Below are 17235 nucleotides of genomic sequence, written 5' to 3'. Positions count from 1 at the left end.
GTATGCTTTTCTCCAACGGAGGCAGGCATATGAGCATAAAATCATGGGAAGTGTCGGACGCGTTTTGGGAGATAGTTGAGCCTTTGATCCCTAGGCCAAAGAGGGACGATGAAAAGCAATATAAACGCAAGGTTGGAGGAGGCAGAAAGCCGATTGAGGCGCGCACTGTCTTTTCCGCTATCGTATATGTGTTGCGGACCGGCATTCAATGGAAGGCGTTGCCCAAAGAAGTTTTTGGCAGTCCGAGCGCAATTCACCGATATTTCAGAGAATGGGAACAATCGGGTTTCTTTCTGGAGCTTTGGCAGCGAGGCTTGTCCGAGTATGACGACATGGAAGGAATCGCCTGGGAATGGCAATCCATAGATGGCTGCATGAACAAGGCTCCAATGGCCAAAGAGAGTTCCGGGAGAAATCCTACGGATCGAGGAAAAAAAAGGAACAAAGCGCCATATCCTTGTGGACGGGCGTGGCGTCCCGTTATCGGTCGTCGTCACCGGGGCCAACCGGCATGACGTCAGTCAGCTGAAAGCAGTTTTGGCAAACAAGATTGCGGAGCCGATCATGGAAGCCGAGTCCGAAAACCTATGCGCTGATGCTGGATATGCGGGAGAAGCTCCGCGCAAAGTAATTCTCGCGGCCGGATACAAACCTCATGTGCGCCCTCGCGGCGAAGAACAGCGAGAAAAGCGTGTAAACCCTTCTTTCAAAGCACGACGGTGGGTCGTTGAGGCCTGTCACTCTTGGTTCAACCGGTTCCGCAAGTTGACGATTCGGTATGAGAAGCTCGGGGCAACCCATTTAGCATTGATCCATTTGGCGGCGGCAATCATTGCATTGCGGAAAATAAAAACCAAAATTATTTATGGATAAGTCCTTATTCGTTGTGTCGACCACCGGGATTTCCCCTGCCACACCCAGAACGTACACTGTTGCATTCGCCAAGACAGGCCATATTGCCTCCACAGCGGGCCGCGCAAGCCTGGTACTGTTGTGCGCAGTAAGCGGGCGATTCGTAATTGTACTGGTTAATATCTTTGGGCAACATCCCCGGAGTAACCGTCACCACCGGCAGGTTGGGCGGCGCTACAGGTCCAGAGAGTGTGATATGTTCTACGGCGGCACAAGTCAGGTAGCATTGCGGAACGACAGCATTACACACAACACTGGGATCATCCTGAAGCCCCATGGGCATGACAATGGTCGCCATGGGCATGCCGTCAGGCTTAACGCAGTAAAACTGGGTCTGTGCGTAAGCAGTGGTCGAAGCGACCAGGACTAACAAAAATACCGATAAGGCAAAGGGATACAGCTTCATAATTTCCTCCTAGGAAAATGCGCACGCCTCGCTCTTTCCCCCATAACTCACCTAAAAAAATCTGTCACTCTCCATCTCCAGAAAGATGGTTTCTCCGTCGAAAAATCGTTCAATTTGAGTCATAAGGCGTGACCGGGCCTTGCCGTAATGGCCACGTCCAAACCGATGCCAAGATAGCGGGAAGCCACCTCCCAGCCGAGCAATTATAGAGCAGCACCAAGGCAATTTCATTGGGTCACATCGAACGCGCAGGCGACCTTGTTACCGCCTGCGGCGCGGCTGACGGGGAACCAGACCGCGTCGTGCTTCCGGGGGGGAGGCGATAGCCTCATATCGTGCCGTTACGCTTTTTTCCCTTGGCCTTCCCCTTGCCTTGACCCTCTTCTGGCTCCTTGGCGAAATCGCGCAATCCCTCGGCCAGGGCCAAGAGCCGTTCGTCCACCAGGGCGTTGACGCTCCCCGTGGGATACTTGCCGTCTTTGTTGTCCCTGGCGCCGGCGGGAAGTCCGGTCAGAAGTTCGATGCCCTCGTCGATGGTGCCCACGGCCCAGACGCTGAAGAGTTCCTGGGAAACGGCCTCCAGGACCTCATCGCGCAGCATCAGATCCTTGACGTTCGCCTGAGGGATCATTACCCCCTGGCTGCCGGTCAGGCCTTTGTCCTTGCAGCACAGGAAAAAGCCCTCGATCTTCTCGTTCACCCCGCCGATGGGCTGCACTTGGCCCATTTGGTTGATCGATCCGGTAACGGCCACGTCCTGGCGTAGCGGCACTCCGGAGAGGCTGGAGAGCAGGGCGTAGAGCTCGGTGGACGAGGCCGAGTCGCCGTCGATTCCTGAGTAGGCCTGCTCGAAGGCGATGCTGGCAGTCAGGCTTAAGGGTTTGTCCTGGGCGTAGTTGCGCCGCAGGTAGCCGGCCAGAATGAGCATGCCCTTGCTGTGGATGGGACCGGACAGCTCGGCCTCGCGCTCGATGTTGATGATGCCCTCGCGGCCCATGGCCGTGCTGGCGGTGATGCGCGAGGGCATGCCGAAGAAGTGGTCGCCAATGGAGTGCACAGCTAGGCCGTTGACCTGCCCCACAGCCGAGCCCTCCAGGTCCACGAACAGGCTGCCCCGGGCGATCATTTCCCGCAGGAGTTCCTCAATGCGGCTGAGACGCCCGACCCTGGCCAGCAGGGCTTCGCGAGCATGCTCGGCTCGTACCGTGTCTGATCCGGCCCGGGCGGCATAGAGGTCCGCCTCGTGGAGCAGGTCCGCGTGCAGGGGGAAAGCCGTGGAGAGCTTCTCCACCCGACCGGCCATGCGCACCGCGTGCTCCACCACCACGACCACGGCCCCGGCGTCGAAGGGTCTGATCCCCTGGCGCGCCACTTCGCCGGCGATGAACCGGGCCATGTTCTCCACCGACTCCTCGGTCTTGTCCATGACCCGGCCGAAGTCGGCGCGCACCTTGAAGATCTTGGGCATGTCCTGGTCGTAGTACAGGAGAAGCTGGTAGAGCCTGTGATCGCCGAGGACCACCACCTTGACTTCCATGTCGATGGGTTCGGGTTTGAGTCCCGTGCCGGAGATAAAATAGAAGGGGTCGTAGGTCTGGATCTCGATGCGTTCGGTTTTGAGCGACCGCTTGAGCGTCTGCCACACCCCGGGCTCGCTGACGGCATCCATGAGGTTCAAGACCAGGTAGCCGCCGTTGGCCTTGACGAAATCGCCGGCGGTGATCTTGGAGAAGTCGGTTTGCCAGCCCCCGTAGGGCCCAACCACTCGGTCCACACCGCCAAAAAGGTTGCGGTAGGTGGGATAGGACTCGATGATCACCGGCGGCCCGGTCTGTTCCGCATTGTCCACCAGGAGGTTAACGCCGTAGGGAGCTAGGACCGCGTCCGGCGGCGGGCCCATGTAAGGCATCCCCGGGGGCATCCCCTTGGGGCGGCCGCCGACCAGCTTCAGGTCTTCCAGGTTGTCCACCATGTGCTCGACCAGAGCCTCAAGGTGGGCCAGGATCTTCGGATCGGCGTAACGCTCATGGAGCGGGGCCAGAGATTCCGAAGCTATGGTCCGGATCATGAGCTTGTCCACTTCCTCGAGCTTGCGGTCGACATCCTTTTGCAGGGCGCGCACCTCGAGCATGAGATGGTCCACCTCGCCCTTGATCCTGGTTCGCTTCTCCTTGATCTCCTCGTATTCGTTCTTGGGAAAACGGCCGTTTTCCACCATGGCCTCTAGGTCCACCATGCGCTTGGGTTCGCCATCCACGAGCGGGAGTACGTCCGGGCGGGTGTAGGGGCCGACCTGCATGCGCACCACGGCCAGGCCGGTGTTTTTGACCTTTTCCTCCACTGCGTTGTAGAACTCCACCACCTTTTTTTCGTGCAGCTCGATGATCTCGTTTTTGCGGGCGATATACTCCTCACTCTCGAAGAGTTGCGGGATCTCTTTTTTGAGCCGTTCCAGGAATTCGTGGATGTCTTTTTTGAAGGCCGCCCCCAATCCGGCCTTGAAGCGCAAGAGGACCGGAGCTTCCGGGCGCTTGAAGTTGTTGACGTAGCATAGGTCGTCGGGCACGCGATCGGATTTGGACAGTTCCTGAAGGATGCGCTTGACCGCAGAAAGCCGTCCCAGGCCGGGGTCACCGGTGACGAAGATGTTGTATCCCCGTCTGGCCATGCCCATGCCAAAGCGCAGGGCTTCCAGGCCCCTGTCCTGGCCGATAACGGCGTCCAGGGGCGCAAGCTGCGTAGTGGTTTCGAAGGACAGGCTGGCGGGATCGAGCCTCCAGCGGAGTTGTTCAAGCGTAAGCTTACGGGGATTTGCGAATGCGGTCATCAGGTGCTCCGATCGGTTTCAGGGGGTTGGGCCGGTACAGCCGCGTTGGTGGACGGAGGGCATTGCGCCCCGCCCTGTTTTTTGCCCACGGGGATGGCCCGGGCCGCAGGTGGGGTCTGGCGCGCCAGGCGGACCGTGAGCACCCCGCCTTCGAGTTCCGCCCGAGCCTGGTCGATGGGGAAAGGCAGGGCCAATTCCTGGGACAGCCTGATCATCCCCGCGCCGCGACCGCTTTTCCTGACTGCCACGATGGACAGGACCCGGCCGGTTGAGGTCACTGTCACATCCTCGGGCTCAATACCGGGCAGAGGGCAGACGATGACCCACTCCCCGTCCTTTTGGACTACGCGTATTCCGCCTTCCGGGAAGGCCGCCTGGACGATGCCGAGGTCCTCACACAAGGCCGCGAAGAGCCTGTCGAAGTTGTCTTTGAGTTTGGAGAGCTCCGTGGCCCCCCAGGGCATCAGATCGGGCATAGCCGTCGCCTCCGGCTGAGGGTTTCCCGGCAGGTGGCGGCCTGACCGGAATTTTGTTTCAGCATAGACGAGTAATTAAAAAAAATGTCAAGGCGGGGTTTCGTAGCAGGTCCGGCGGGGTGAAGGCCGGCGGCGTCCTTGAGCTGTCGAAAAATATTTCCATTTGAGCCACAAGGCGAACCCTCCGCCTGACCAGACATTCGTGTTTTCACTTGCCCGAACTCCGGACCCTTTTGCGGGAAAAGTAGCCCCAGGTTTTCAAAATAGCCTGCAGGCGTCTGGACAAAATCCTCCCTTCTCGGCATTAAATAAAAGAATCCCCCAAAGGGAGGGAGCTATGACCTTACGACTGGGAACCAGATTGACGATGGGACTTTTCCTAGCGGTTATGCTGTCCAGCTGCGCCGTTTCCGTGGGTTTCGTGCCACCGCCACCGGCAGGCTATGTCCGGGTGGTGGCGGCTGAGTCGCTCCACGTGCGCACCTGCCCGTCCGAAAAATGCGAGGCTCGTACTGTTGTATACAATGGCCAAGCACTCCAGGTGTACGAATACCAGGGCAATTGGGCCCGGATTGTAGTCCTTGACTCGGGCGTACCGGGCTGGGTGGAGGCACGCTATCTGCGGCTCCCCTAATTAATGCACCTAACGGAGCCGGCAGATGGTGGTTCCCTCATCTTGCCCCATTTCTTGGTCCGGAGGGGTAAGAACACAAAAAAGGTGTCCGCCGGCACTGGGCACCTCTTCCTGTAGCTGTCACAACCAGCCGAGAAGTCTTTTTATTTGCGCGCAACAGGCTTTTCAGCAAAAGTGGCAGCGCCATTAATTACGTTAGTGATGTCGCCGATGGTGATAATAATACCGCTGATGGTAATAATATCGCGGATACACCGGCACACCGATCACTATGCCTGGCCCAGGATAGGAAGGCCCGTAATACGGTGTCCAATACCCAGGATGAGGTCCGACATAGACATGTGGCGGCACATCTACATAAAAACCCGGTCCTCCAATAACCAGGGCTGAAGCTTGGTGCGCCCCGAAAAACAGGGCGAAAGCCAGAAGCAGCATAACAAATAAACGCTTCATGGCACACCTCCTCTGATACCTCTAAATTAAAATATGATAATCATTATCAAGAGATTGCCAAACCACCGACCTTATCCTTGGTCGCGACATGACACGATTTCGCTCTAGATTATAGGTTGTTATTTACACATAAAGATAAAAATTAAAATTTGAGACCTGCCTCTCTTCCGCACGTACAAATAATCCTACCCTCGAAAAATCAGGGACAACTTTAATTTCATGGACTTGAACAAAATATCAATCCATATGCATCCGTATCTATCCGTTATTAATGAGACAGGCTCCCCTCCGCCCCAAGGTGTGCCGCCTTGGCGATGAAACGGAATTGACCGGGTTCGCCGACGGTGTATAACCATAAGAATTGTAGCATCCTTCAGGATGCGGAACGGGCCGGGACCAAGTGCGGCCCCAAAACAGGAGGCATCATGAAAAGGACTCTCGTTTCCGTGTTTCTTGCCCTCGCCATGCTGTCCGGCTCCGCCATTGTGGCCCACGCTGACGAAGAAGGCCCTCCCCCCTCAAAAAAAGTCCAACGGATGCGGCATAATAAAAAAGCCGCGCACAGAGTTATGCAGCAAGCACCGTTGTCGCCCCCGGCCGTGGCTGTGACCCCGCCCCTCGCCCCTCAGGTTCCGACCATGTGTCCGGGGCAGCCGTACATCATGGCCGAGGCCTGGACCACAACGCCCATGCGGTCGGCCAAGGCCGGTTTCTCGGGCCTGCCCCTTCGCAACTGTGAAGGCACGTACTGCGGTGAGTTGGCCAAGCTGGCTATCGGCACCCAGGTCGACGTATTAGTGGACGATCACGAAGGCTGGGCTCTGGTACATGTGCCCAGCACCGACATGTGCGGCTGGGTCAATACGAATAACATTTTTCAGAATACCTGTGGTCCGGCCCTCTTTTAATATTAACCGCGTCGGGAAGGTGCCACTAGCGGTGCCTTCCCGACAGGTCCTGTGATTTCATGTTCATGCCAGCCATCTAGTGTTGTGTCCTTGAATAAAGTGTATACAATGGTCTCCACAAAGGAGGCCGTATGGGCGCACGAATTCGAGTCGGTTTGACTCCTGAGCAGTCAGCGACACGTGGGCGGGCTCAGTGACCTGCCCGGGCCTTTTCGGACCATCTGAAACTTGAGAGGGTGGCTTCCGACGATGAAGAGGGAGCCATGAGAAAGGGACGATTTTCGGAAGAGCAGATGGTCGGCATCCTACGCGAGGCCGACAAGGATCCGGTAGCCCAGGTCGCTAAGCGTCACGGCGTGAGCGAGCAGACGATCTATGGCTGGCGGCAGCGTTTCAGCGGCATGAACGCCGACGACGTCAAACGCCTGCACCAGTTGGAGCAGGAGAACATCCGGCTCAAACGGCTCCTGGCCGAGCGGGACCTCGAGATCGAGGTCATGAAGGAAGTTGCCGCAAAAAAATGGTCCACTCGGCCCCCGGCCGTGTCCAACGCGACGTCACCAACAAACCACGGGTCGCTCAGCCCCAGAATCCGAGAATACAGGTCCGTGTCCTTCATGGTCGACCTCCGGGGAAGACCATAGCCGGTCACCTCCCCACGGAAAACCCGGAAGGACCTCTCATGGCTCCCTCTTCGTCGTCGAAAGCCACCCTCTCAAGTTTCAGATGGTCCGAAAAGGCCCGGGAGGCCACTAGGATTGAGGCGGAATTTCGAATCGATAGCCCATTGTTGGAGGACGGGAAACGGCAAGAAAGCAATGGCGTCCTTCATCGCAACCTTTCAAAGCATAATGGTGCGCAGCTGAAAGAAAAACGCGATCTGAAACGAGTTTGGCAATATCAGGATAAGCTTTCAAATAGGCAAAGCCATCAAAATGAGAAATGGGAAAGTTCCCCATGTTTGGTGTTGTGGTAGAAAAAACATTCAAAGAGTGCAAAGATAGCATCGTGCCGATCTTTACAGTTGCCGAATTATTCTGATGATAATCTGTGCTTTTTACGTGGACCTCCAAGGCGATGTTTATTGTATCGATACGATTATGATGGGGTCTGTAAATTTTTGAATACACAAAACTTGGTTTTGTATTCAGTAAGATTTTGGGTTCAACAGGCTCACCGTCAATTGTCAGTGTGAAAGAAATGTAATTTTGCATAGACTGATCGATATTCATGGCAAAAACCAACACAATATCTTGAAGTAATGGATTGATGAAAGTCAGTGGCACGTCGCTTTCATGGTCTGGCCAGCAAAAGGTATACTCATAGTGTTTGGGATTATCCTGGGATGGAAAAAAAATATTCATATACGACTGATTAGATACAGATAAATTGTACAGGGACGTTTTCTTGGTCAAAAGACGTCGTGCGCATGTCAATGACGTTGTAGCGCTATAAAAACTCTCATTTATTGAGTTGTGGAGTATGTCTTCTTGTATTAGGCCTCCGAAACATTTTTGTAATAATGCAGAGATTTGCGTTAGATACTTCCTGTTTTTCTCAAGAACACGACACGAGAGTTCGATACAGTAATTGAATGCACTTTCATTAAAAAAATTAACAGGCGGTGTCTGTGGGTCATAAAACTTCTTAGTTGCCAAAATAAAGTCTTTGGCAAGATGCAAAACCTCAGACCGGCTATAAATATGAGCCTGCAGGCATTTCATATCTGGAATAGTTAAATTCGACGATGTGTCGCTTGCACGATAATAGTACAAAATCTCATTTAGTGGCACATATTTATTTGCAAAATAAGTAGCCATAAACATCAATAAATTGTCATTGCCATGCACTACAGATTGTGATGGAATGTAATGTGTCAATGATTTGTATACATTGTTAGAGATAAAGCTTGTGCATAAATTTGTTTTTATTGAAGATACATATGATGTAAAAACTTCTGTTCCAACAATAGGCTTCAGGGAAATTGTGGAGAAGTATTCTTCATAACTATTTCGAATTTCTTGTGTAATTTTTTCTCCTGGATCCAATATGGCGCATCCGAATTGGACGATATCAGCATCAGTCTCATTAATTTTTGCGATAAGTTTTTCAAATAATAGAGGGTGGATGACATCGTCGGCATCAACAAAGGACATGAATGCACCGTGGCTATTTCTGAATGCCGTTTTCCTTGCCTGCAGTGTACCCAGATTTGTTGTGTGAGTAAAAAGCTTAATGCGTGAATCGCGTCGTGCGTAGTCTTGGACTATGACGCTGGAAAGATCGCTGCTACCATCATCAACACAAATGACCTCAAAATCCGTAAATGTCTGGCCCAAAACGGAATCCAGGCATTCGCGAAGATACGGCGCGGCATTATAAACGGGAATCTGGACAGAAATGGCTGGAGGAGCAGAGAGTGTGGGGCGCATGGCTTACAGACAACGGACACGGCGCGTTCCGCGTCCTGTGTCAAGAACTTTCACAGAAAACTCAGGGTCATACATCCTGACAGCGAGGAGTCGCCACGCGCGTAAAAAAAAGTCTGCAACAGACACAGCAGCTTGATGTTGGCAATACAGGACATGCGCAGTGATGACCATGTTGTTGAGTTGGACGCTGCTTCTCGATTGCGGTTTGAAGGATGCGAAACGTGATAATGCTTTTTATTGGTTGGACATCTCGCGAGCCGTGGTATTTGCCTGTTTTTGTGTTTCGCGCAATTGCTTAAGAGTTTGTTTGGTACCGTCCGGAAATTCGTAGACAAAGTCTTCCGGAATATCGCGCACGCTTCTTTTTTTGAGATCCTCAAACTTGCCGACCGGCTTGTCATTTCCGGGTTCATAGACCGGAGTTTGCGGATCGGGTCTGGAGAGATTCGCTTTTTCCTGGTCGGCATGGAGCTGCCGCATCGTCGTCGTACTGCCGTCGGGGGCGAACAGAGGCTCGTCAAGCGCCGGGCCCGTGGTTTTGCCGGCTGCGACAGCTTCAGAAGCCCTTTGCGTGGATGGACCGTCTTGCTGCGGGAGGGGTCGTGGAGTTTGCTGCGCGGATGTTGCTGGAATCATGTCGGTTGACGGTGAAAGTTGCGATGACCCCAAGAGGGAAATGGTAACAGCATTGTTTCCAGTAGAGGCAATTGTGTAGTTTTCTAATCCGGCCGCTTGCATGATAGTGTTAGTAATCTCATTAATATTGCTGTCTAGTATTGAAATGTTTATTTTAGTGTCTCCAGTAGCTGGAGGAAACACGATAGATGCATTGAGGCTATGCTCTACAAGGTTGATGCACTCTGAAACGGAAATGTTTTCACATTTTATTATGCTGGAGTTGCAGCTCGCGGGATAGCTCTGCAAAATAAATGCAACGAAAAATAGCATGCCTTGCGACCGCGGCGTGTTTAATTTAAAGATCATTCAAGCCTCATAAGTGCATTAAATTGCATACGTGAAAGAAAAGCGATCTTTAAATCGCATATGGTCAACCCGCGCCGTGACAAGGCTTGACGTTAAAATACATAACGGCACATTAGACGTCGTCAATTTTGTCTTGTGCCTATGGGCTGTTGAAATAAACAAAACCACAAGGCATTATATTGCCTGAAGCCTTCCGATAGATGAAAAATATGAGCTGCTGGCTTAAGCTCAACCACAGCGCGTCAACAAGTATGCAATGCAGGCCCAGACTTCAATGAAGATCACTCGGTGTGGTTAATTGACGAGATAAAGGCTGTAAATGGTGCCGTCGCTGCTGGTTTGAAACTGGACGGTCTTTCCTGAACTGATCGCAGTCAACGCCATGGCCATCAACATGTTCGAGCTCTCCGAGGGGATGGTGTAGGTGCCAGTGAATGCAGAGGGGCTTGTGGCGGTGACGTTGACCTTGCAAATGGCCGTGCCAGAGTTCGGAAAATTGGCCACCCAGTTCACCGTTCCGGTAAACAAACGGGAAGTTTGCGCAAATGAAAGGTTCGCAAGCAACACTGCCACGGCGCATCCTCCGAGGAGAGAAACACAAAAATTCATTCTTTTCATGGCAAGGCCTCCTTCGGAAAAATTTTATATTCTAATTACTCGATAGTCTTTTCTTCGTCAAGTTGTGCCGTAGAGAATCACGGCGACCGGGAATGTCCCAAACTCAAACGGCAAGGCCTCACTATCTGGAACAACGATTACGAAGTGGCCGCATCGTATATAACAATCGGATTCGTGTCGGCTCATTGGTCGGCCAATGTCTGGGTCGGCTGCGAACCGCCGCGTTGGCCGCCTTGTCGCGGCCTTCCGCCTCTTCCTTCAGGGTCCACATGACGATGTGCCTGACCATGGCGCGTTCCTCGTTGGTTGTGCGTTGGCTTGCCCGTGCGCCCCGGCTCCGGGGCGGCGGGCTCATTTCTTGTCGCGGCAGCCGCAGCCCCGGGACAGGCTCTCGCGCACGGCGTCCACGATGGGATCGTAGCCCGTGCAGCGGCACATGTGCCCGGAGATGGCCCGGCGGATCTCCCCCTCGGTCATGTCCCCGCCCCGGCCGCTTTCCGCCAGGGCAGTGGTGGTCATGACGAGCCCGGGGGTGCAGAAGCCGCACTGGAAGGCTTTGTTCTCGATGAAGGCCTGCTGCACCGGGGACAGCTCCTCGCCCTTGGCCTCGCCCTCCACCGTGCGCACGGCCTTTCCGTCGGCCTGGACGGCCAGCATGTTGCAGCTGGTCTGGGGTACGCCGTCGACGAGCACGGTGCAGGCCCCGCATTCCCCCGCGCCGCAGCCCTGCTTGACGCTGGTGCAGCCCAGGCCGCGCAAGGCCTCGCGCAGGCTCTCGCCGGGCTTGACCTCCAGTTCGTGCCGCTTGCCGTTGACCGTAAGGGAGATGTTCATGCGTCCTCCGCGCGTCGCGCCACGGCGGCGAGCAGCGCTTCGATCTGCCGCCGGATGATGTGCAGCCGGAAATCCACGTCGCCCTGCCAGTCCGCCCGGGGCGCGGCCTCGCCGGCGGCCGCCGCGGCCATGGCCGCGAAGGTGGCCGCGTCGGGAAGCCGGCCCGGGGCGACGGCCTCGGCCTTGGGCAGACGCCTGGGCGTGGGGCCGGCCATGACGCAGGCCAGGCGCAGGCCGGCGATGCGTCCCCCGTCCAGGCGGCACAGGGCGGCGCAGCCGAAGGTGGCCGTGTCCATGGCCGCGCGCATGGCGTACTTGACGTAACCCGAGCCGGGCGCACCGAGGCTTGCGGCCGGGATGACGACGCCGAGGAGCAGCTCGTCGCGGGCCACGGCCGTGCGGGACGGCGCGGTCCAGAACTGTCCGAGGGGGACCAGGCGCTTTCCCGCCCGGCCGGCGATCTCCGCCCGGGCGTCCAGGGCCAGGAGCGGCGCGGGGCCGTCCGCCCCGACCATGGCCGCCGGACAGCGGGGATACCGGCAGCGGCGGCAGGCGGCGCAGTGGCCGCCGCCGCACAGGTTGCCGCCGAGGGTGGCCCGGGCGCGCAGTTGCGGCCCGCCCATGGCCAGGGCCGCTTCGGCCAGGCAGCGGGCCTTTTCGGCCACCAGGGGCGAGGCGGCCAGCTCCCGGAAGGTGACGCCCGCGCCGATGCGCAGCCCGCCGTCGGGGTCGAGGGCGATGCCGGGCAGCTCCGGCAGCCCGGCGATGTCCACGAGGCTGCGGAAGGCTTCGCTGCCCCGGCGCAGCTTGAACAGGGCGTTGGTCCCGCCGGCCATGGGCCTGGCCTCGGGATCGGCGGCGAGCAGGGTCAGGGCCTGCCCGACGCTTGCGGCCTTGCGGTAGGAGCGGACGTCAAACACGGCACACCTCCTCGAACAGCCCGGCCGCCTTGAAGCGCCGGTACAGGAGCTGGGGGGGCATGGGCAGCTCGTTGATCTTGACGCCGGTGGCCAGCCAGACGGCGTTGCGGATGGCCGGGGCCTGGGGGATGGTGGGCGGCTCGCCGAGGCCCTTGCTGCCGAAGGCCGAGCAGGGGGCGTGGGCGTCGACGAATTCGCAGCGCAGGCGCGGCATGTCCATGGACGTGGGGAACTTGTAGTCGGTGAGGTTGTTGTTGCGCGGCTCGCCCGTGGCCGGGTCGAAGCGCATCTCCTCGTAGAGGGACCAGCCGATGGCCATGTGCATGCCGCCGAAAACCTGCCCCTCGGCCAGCTTGGGGTTGATGATGCGGCCGCACTCGTGGAGGTTGACGATCTCGTTGATGCGCACCTTGCACAGCGGAATGTCCACTTCGAGATCGACGAAGGCGCAGCCGAAGGAACCGGGGTTGATCCAGGTCTTGCACGAGGCGGCGGCCGTGAGCTGGCCGCCGGTCTTTTCCTCGTAATGGGAGCGCATGCCCGCGTCGTAGAGCGAGCAGACCGGCTTGTCCGGCTGGGTGGCGAACACGACCTGGCCGTCGACCAGGTCCAGGGACATGGGCGGCAGGCCGTGCACGCGGGCGGCCGAAGTCCACGATCTTGCGCTTGAGGTCGAGCCCGGCCTCCTTGAGGGCCGGTCCGATGACGAAGCCCTGGCGCGAGCCGTAGGCCCCGGTGTCGAAGGGACACACGTCCGTGTCCAGGGTGGTCACCACCTGGACCTTGTCCAGGGGATGGACAGCACCTCCGCCGTCAGCTGGGCGAAGGCCACTTCCGGGGCGCAGTGGTGCAGCACCACCACGCCGTCCTGGGACAGCACCAGGCGCACACCCGAGACCTCCACGGAGATGGGGTAGATGTTGGAGGAGTAGCTGAACACGCCCACGCCCCGGCGCACCGGGCCGGTCTGGCCGCGGCAGGCCTCGCGCCGCTCCACCGGGTCCATGTCGATGGCCCTGGCCGCCTCCTCCAGCATGCAGTCCACGGCGAAGGTGGACTGCAGCGTGCCGTAGCCGCTCATGGCCCCGCCCACGGGCAGGTTGGAGTAGTAGGTGTTGCCCTCGTAGCGGTAGGCCACGTGGGGCAGCAGGTAGGAGGTCTTGCGGGCGGCGGCCATGGTCAGGGCCTGGCCGTGGGAGGCGTAGGCCCCGCTGTTGACGTAGGCCTGCAGGTACACGCCCGTGACCTTGCCGTCGCGGTTGACGCCCAGGCGTCCCTTGATGTCGAAGCGGTGGCGCGTGCGCGAGCCGATGAAGCATTCCTCGCGCGACAGGGCCAGGCGCATCGGCGCGCCGTCAAGCTTCCAGGTGAGAAAGGCCACCATGGGCTCTTCCAGCACGTCCTGCTTGTTGCCGAACCCGCCGCCCACGCACGGCTTGATCACCCGCACCCGCGACCAGGGCAGGCCCAGGGCCTGGGCCGCCACCCGGCGGGCGATGTGGGGCACCTGGGTGGAGGAGACGATGGTGATCTTGTCCATGTAGGCGTAGGACACCACGGTCTCCATGTGGCAGTGCTGCACCACGGGCGTGCGGAAATCCCCGCCCACGGCCACGTCGGAGGCGGCCAGCGCCTCCTCGAAGTCGCCGCCCTCGGCGAAAAGCCCCTGGCCGAGCAGGTTGCCGCCCGGATGGATGGCCGGAGCGTCCGGGGCAAGGCAGGCCTCCTTGTCGAGGAGCACCGGCAGGGGCTCGTATTCCACGGCGACCAGGGCGGCGGCCTGGGACGCGGTCAGTTCGTCGCGGGCCACCACCACGGCCACGGCGTCGCCGAAATAGCGCACATGGTCGGTCAGGAGCAGCCGCTCGGCCGTGTCGCGCTTCTCCGGGATCAGGGAATGGGGATGGCCGGCCGTGGCGTAGAGGTTTCGCGGCACGTCGGCGAAGGTGAACACGGCCTCCACCCCGGGCAGGGCCAGGGCCCGGGACGCGTCGACGGCGCGCACCATGGCGTGGGCCACCTCGGCGCGGACGTATTTGGCATGGAGCATGCCGGGCAGGGCGAAGTCCTCGGTGTAGCGCGCCCTGCCGGTGACTTTCGCCACCGCGTCCAGGCGCGGCGGAGACGATCCGATGGTCATACGGGAGCCTCCTTTCGGTTTCGGGCCGGGTCCCGCCGGCCCGCCCGGGCCAGGGCGGAAAGAGGATGCCCCTTTCCGCCCGTGGCCTCAGGTCGCCTTGCGCTTGAGGGTTTCCGGAAGGAACAGGGGCACCAGCAAGCCGATGCCGAAGATGACCGGGCTTGTGACGATGCCGGCCTGCAGGCCGTAGGTCTGGCCGATGTAGCCGACCGTGAAGGGTGCGACGACCGCGCCGAGGCGACCGACGTTGAAGCAGAACCCGCCGGCCAGGGCGCGGATCTCGCCAGGGAAGAGCTCGGCGTAGAACGCGCCGGACAGCCCGAACACCGCGCCGATGGACATGCCCATGACCGGACCGAAGCAGAAAAGCAGCGTGGCGTCGTGGAAGAGCAGGTAGGCCGGGATGGTCAGGCAATCCATGAAGAAGGCCAGGGCGATGGCGTTGCGGCGGCCGATGCGGTCGGCCAGCCAGCCGTAGATCTGGTAGCCGAAGAATATGCCGATATACATGATGAGAATGAACGTCGCCATCTGCTCCAGGGCCAGGCCGCGCTCGCGCACCAGGAAGGTGGGAATCCAGGAGGAGGCCGCCCAGAAGCCGCCCATCTGACAGGCGTTTTGCAAGGTGGCCAAAAGCACGAACTTGCGGTGGCGCGGGGCGAAGATGTCGCGCAGGCCGATCCTGCGGTCCGGCGCGACGGCTCCCGCCGCCTTGGGCGCACGCGCCTTGTCCGGCGGCAGCAGGAAAAGCGACAGCCCGGCCGCAATGATGGACGTGCCGCCGAGCATGAAGATGATGCGCCAGTCGACGGACAGCACCAAGCGTCCGGCCAGGGAGGCCACGATCCAGCCCACGGCGAAGGTGCTGAGCATAAACGAATTGGCCCGGGCCATGTAGCGTGGTGCCCAGTGCCTGGCCAGCAGGGCGACGCACGGCCCCCACACGCCGCCATCTGCGACGCCATCGCCCGGCAGGACGGCGAGGCGGCGGGCGCGGCCATGGCCGCCCACATGGAGCACGTCACGGTCCTGGTGCGCACCGGCCAGGAGACCCTGGCCACGCTGGCCCAACACCGCGAATAGCCGGCCCCTCGGGCGCGCCCGGCCCGGCTGGCCGGCATTGGGCCGCAGCCGCCCGCTTTGTCGGGGTCACGGGAAAAGGCCCTGCCACGGCAGGACCGATGGCGGGGATCGCATGGCCGGTGGATCGGGAAAGGGGCGCGATGCGGGACCGGCGAAACGCCGTGGGCCGGCTAGGCGGTCAGTTTTCCTCTCAGCGGCAGGGTCAGCGGGATGGTGGCCAGGATGACCAGACCGGTCACCTGCAAGGCCGGAGTCAGGCCCACGGCGTCGCTCAACATGCCGTAGAAGACGGGGGCCACCGCGCCGGAGCCGATGGTCGCGGTGTAGTAGATGGCGAAGGCCTGGCTCTGGTGCTGGGCCGGGATCAGCTCGGGGACGCTGCCGTAGAGGACCGACGAGGTGCCGTTGAGGGCCACCCCCAGAAGCGGGCACAGGCAAAGCGCGCCCCACAGGGGCAGGGGCAGGAGGGAGAGGATCAGCGCCGCGGTGAAGCTCTCGGTGAGGATGATGGATTTGAGGGACCCGACCCGGGTGGCGACGATGCCGCACACGAGCTTTCCGGCGCAGCCGCCTGCGAAGATGAGCCCCAGGGACAGGCCCAGGACGCCCATGTCCGCGCCCTTGGCGCGCAAAAGGAACGGCAGGAAGGTGAGCAGCCCCATCCTGGTGGCGCTGTCCAGTATTCCGATGCCGTTGAGGGCGGCGAAGGCGGGCGTCATGGAAGCGCGCAGCCGCGACAGGCCGCTTCCGGAATTCTTGGCGGCGAGCCTGTCTTCCAGGGGAAGGCGGCCCAGAAGGGCCACGAGCGCGACGGCCGTCACGACACCCAGAATGGAAAGCAGCTGGATGGACGCCTGCCAGCTGACCCGGGCCAAAAGCAGGCCGGCCAGGGCCGGAAGCAGGAGTTTGCCCATGTCGCCCACGAAATTGTATGTGGACAGCGCCACCCGCGACTCCTTGCCCGAGTAGGCCTGGGCGATGGCCACCGAGGCCAGGGGGTGCTGGGCGCTGGCCCCGATGCCGCCAAGCACCAGCAGGACGCCCAGGGCGAAAATGGTGTCGGTGGTCCCGGCCACGAAAAGGGAGGCGCTGGTGATCATGGCCCCGGCCACGAGGGCCCGGCACAGCCCCTTGCGTCCCGTCAGCATGCCGGCGGGGATCTGGAACAGGGCCAGGGCTCCGGAGAAGAGCGTCTTCATGAGCCCCACCTGGGCGAAGTTCAGGGCGAAGGCCTGCTGCCAGACCGGGAAGAAGACGTAGAGCATGTCCGTGAAGCCGTCATGGGTCAGGTGGGCCAGACAGGCCGCGAGGAGCACTTTGCGCCGGGTGGGGACCGCTGCGGAGCGCTCGGAGGAATCAGAGGCGAGAGCCATTGCTGCTATTCCGGTTCATGTTGCAACGGGGTTACATTTTGTCCATCCGGGACAAAAACGCAAGCAGCATGAAGGAAACAGTTTCCGCGCCCGATTGGCGGTCGCGGAGCCGTCTGACGCCGGCTGTCGGCGGCGAGGCGGCGGGTGTGGGGGGGAATCCCGGGGTAGTCACGGCGGAGAGCCAAACGCATGCCGGGCAGGCGCAAGACGAGCGCCCGCCTCCTCCGGAGGCGGG

16 protein-coding genes and 1 pseudogene are annotated in these 17235 nt (G+C 59.6%); 5 read left to right on the top strand and 12 right to left on the bottom strand.

Annotation, left to right across the window (positions count from 1 at the left end; translation table 11 throughout):
• The first annotated feature begins 29 nt into the window (after window positions 1-29).
• Window positions 30-873, top strand: a protein-coding gene (locus Q1K70_RS12850; RefSeq protein WP_300160192.1) for an IS5 family transposase whose coding sequence is annotated in 2 segments (ribosomal slippage) — window positions 30-439 and window positions 438-873 — 846 coding nt in all. Because the reading frame shifts where the segments join, the coding sequence is not laid out codon by codon here.
• Window positions 874-877: 4 nt separating this feature from the next.
• Here the strand turns inward: Q1K70_RS12850 and Q1K70_RS12845 are convergent.
• From Q1K70_RS12845 to Q1K70_RS12835, 3 genes are all read right to left on the bottom strand, one after another.
• Window positions 878-1318: a hypothetical protein gene (locus tag Q1K70_RS12845; protein WP_300160186.1), complete on the bottom strand. Its 441-nt coding sequence runs from the start codon at window positions 1316-1318 to the stop codon at window positions 878-880.
• Window positions 1319-1646: 328 nt separating this feature from the next.
• Complete coding sequence (locus Q1K70_RS12840; protein WP_300160184.1) at window positions 1647-4145, bottom strand: ATP-binding protein; 2499 nt, start codon at window positions 4143-4145, stop codon at window positions 1647-1649.
• Entirely contained in the window at window positions 4145-4621 is a 477-nt protein-coding gene (locus Q1K70_RS12835; RefSeq protein WP_300160183.1) for an Hsp20/alpha crystallin family protein, read from the bottom strand. Before Q1K70_RS12835 ends, Q1K70_RS12840 begins: the two co-directional genes overlap by 1 nt.
• 337 nt (window positions 4622-4958) lie before the next feature.
• Between Q1K70_RS12835 and Q1K70_RS12830 the strand changes: the two genes are divergently transcribed.
• The 3 genes and pseudogenes from Q1K70_RS12830 to Q1K70_RS12820 form a co-directional block, all read left to right on the top strand.
• Window positions 4959-5255: an SH3 domain-containing protein gene (locus Q1K70_RS12830; protein ID WP_366521702.1), complete on the top strand. Its 297-nt coding sequence runs from the start codon at window positions 4959-4961 to the stop codon at window positions 5253-5255.
• An 878-nt stretch (window positions 5256-6133) separates the two neighbouring features.
• Window positions 6134-6616, top strand: coding sequence for an SH3 domain-containing protein (locus Q1K70_RS12825; RefSeq protein ID WP_300160181.1), 483 nt, complete (start codon window positions 6134-6136; stop codon window positions 6614-6616).
• Between the two features lie 263 nt (window positions 6617-6879).
• A pseudogene (locus tag Q1K70_RS12820) lies at window positions 6880-7137 on the top strand (transposase); the annotation flags it as partial.
• Window positions 7138-7368: 231 nt separating this feature from the next.
• Here Q1K70_RS12820 and Q1K70_RS12815 read toward each other — a convergent pair.
• The 8 genes from Q1K70_RS12815 to Q1K70_RS12780 form a co-directional block, all read right to left on the bottom strand.
• Window positions 7369-9048 (bottom strand): glycosyltransferase family 2 protein, encoded by a 1680-nt coding sequence (locus Q1K70_RS12815; protein WP_300160179.1) that lies wholly within the window; start codon window positions 9046-9048, stop codon window positions 7369-7371.
• Between the two features lie 234 nt (window positions 9049-9282).
• The gene (locus Q1K70_RS12810; protein WP_300160177.1) at window positions 9283-10032 is read right to left on the bottom strand and encodes a hypothetical protein; all 750 of its coding nucleotides are present in this window, start codon (window positions 10030-10032) and stop codon (window positions 9283-9285) included.
• Between the two features lie 294 nt (window positions 10033-10326).
• A complete protein-coding gene (locus Q1K70_RS12805; RefSeq protein ID WP_300160175.1) occupies window positions 10327-10650 on the bottom strand; it encodes a hypothetical protein in 324 nt (107 codons plus the stop codon).
• Window positions 10651-11001: 351 nt separating this feature from the next.
• Window positions 11002-11484 carry a (2Fe-2S)-binding protein gene (locus Q1K70_RS12800; RefSeq protein WP_300160174.1) on the bottom strand — a complete coding sequence of 161 codons (483 nt, stop codon included), beginning with the start codon at window positions 11482-11484 and terminating at the stop codon, window positions 11002-11004.
• Window positions 11481-12404 (bottom strand): FAD binding domain-containing protein, encoded by a 924-nt coding sequence (locus Q1K70_RS12795; RefSeq protein WP_300160172.1) that lies wholly within the window; start codon window positions 12402-12404, stop codon window positions 11481-11483. The genes Q1K70_RS12800 and Q1K70_RS12795 overlap by 4 nt, the downstream gene beginning before the upstream one ends.
• Window positions 12397-13041: a molybdopterin cofactor-binding domain-containing protein gene (locus Q1K70_RS12790; protein ID WP_300160170.1), complete on the bottom strand. Its 645-nt coding sequence runs from the start codon at window positions 13039-13041 to the stop codon at window positions 12397-12399. The genes Q1K70_RS12795 and Q1K70_RS12790 overlap by 8 nt, the downstream gene beginning before the upstream one ends.
• 132 nt (window positions 13042-13173) lie before the next feature.
• Window positions 13174-14544 carry a molybdopterin cofactor-binding domain-containing protein gene (locus tag Q1K70_RS12785; RefSeq protein ID WP_300160168.1) on the bottom strand — a complete coding sequence of 457 codons (1371 nt, stop codon included), beginning with the start codon at window positions 14542-14544 and terminating at the stop codon, window positions 13174-13176.
• A gap of 87 nt (window positions 14545-14631) precedes the next feature.
• Window positions 14632-15489 carry an MFS transporter gene (locus tag Q1K70_RS12780; RefSeq protein ID WP_300160166.1) on the bottom strand — a complete coding sequence of 286 codons (858 nt, stop codon included), beginning with the start codon at window positions 15487-15489 and terminating at the stop codon, window positions 14632-14634.
• Between Q1K70_RS12780 and Q1K70_RS12775 the strand changes: the two genes are divergently transcribed.
• Complete coding sequence (locus Q1K70_RS12775; protein WP_300160164.1) at window positions 15454-15627, top strand: hypothetical protein; 174 nt, start codon at window positions 15454-15456, stop codon at window positions 15625-15627. The two genes, Q1K70_RS12780 and Q1K70_RS12775, sit on opposite strands and share 36 nt — an antisense overlap.
• Before the next feature lie 170 nt (window positions 15628-15797).
• Here the strand turns inward: Q1K70_RS12775 and Q1K70_RS12770 are convergent, their stop codons facing one another.
• Window positions 15798-17000: an MFS transporter gene (locus Q1K70_RS12770; protein ID WP_300160162.1), complete on the bottom strand. Its 1203-nt coding sequence runs from the start codon at window positions 16998-17000 to the stop codon at window positions 15798-15800.
• Window positions 17001-17235: the final 235 nt, after the last annotated feature.

The sequence above is a fragment of the Solidesulfovibrio sp. genome, assembly GCF_029978005.1.
Lineage (GTDB): Bacteria > Desulfobacterota > Desulfovibrionia > Desulfovibrionales > Desulfovibrionaceae > Solidesulfovibrio.
Note: the sequence above shows the minus strand (reverse complement) of the source record. Positions and strands in the feature narration are given on the sequence as shown.

Coding starts and splice junctions, on each gene's coding strand:
- Q1K70_RS12845 (WP_300160186.1), bottom strand. CDS start 1,318: ATGAAGCTGTATCCCTTTGCCTTATCGGTATTTTTGTTAGTCCTGGTC.
- Q1K70_RS12840 (WP_300160184.1), bottom strand. CDS start 4,145: ATGACCGCATTCGCAAATCCCCGTAAGCTTACGCTTGAACAACTCCGC.
- Q1K70_RS12835 (WP_300160183.1), bottom strand. CDS start 4,621: ATGCCCGATCTGATGCCCTGGGGGGCCACGGAGCTCTCCAAACTCAAA.
- Q1K70_RS12830 (WP_366521702.1), top strand. CDS start 4,959: ATGACCTTACGACTGGGAACCAGATTGACGATGGGACTTTTCCTAGCG.
- Q1K70_RS12825 (WP_300160181.1), top strand. CDS start 6,134: ATGAAAAGGACTCTCGTTTCCGTGTTTCTTGCCCTCGCCATGCTGTCC.
- Q1K70_RS12815 (WP_300160179.1), bottom strand. CDS start 9,048: ATGCGCCCCACACTCTCTGCTCCTCCAGCCATTTCTGTCCAGATTCCC.
- Q1K70_RS12810 (WP_300160177.1), bottom strand. CDS start 10,032: ATGATCTTTAAATTAAACACGCCGCGGTCGCAAGGCATGCTATTTTTC.
- Q1K70_RS12805 (WP_300160175.1), bottom strand. CDS start 10,650: ATGAAAAGAATGAATTTTTGTGTTTCTCTCCTCGGAGGATGCGCCGTG.
- Q1K70_RS12800 (WP_300160174.1), bottom strand. CDS start 11,484: ATGAACATCTCCCTTACGGTCAACGGCAAGCGGCACGAACTGGAGGTC.
- Q1K70_RS12785 (WP_300160168.1), bottom strand. CDS start 14,544: ATGACCATCGGATCGTCTCCGCCGCGCCTGGACGCGGTGGCGAAAGTC.
- Q1K70_RS12770 (WP_300160162.1), bottom strand. CDS start 17,000: ATGGCTCTCGCCTCTGATTCCTCCGAGCGCTCCGCAGCGGTCCCCACC.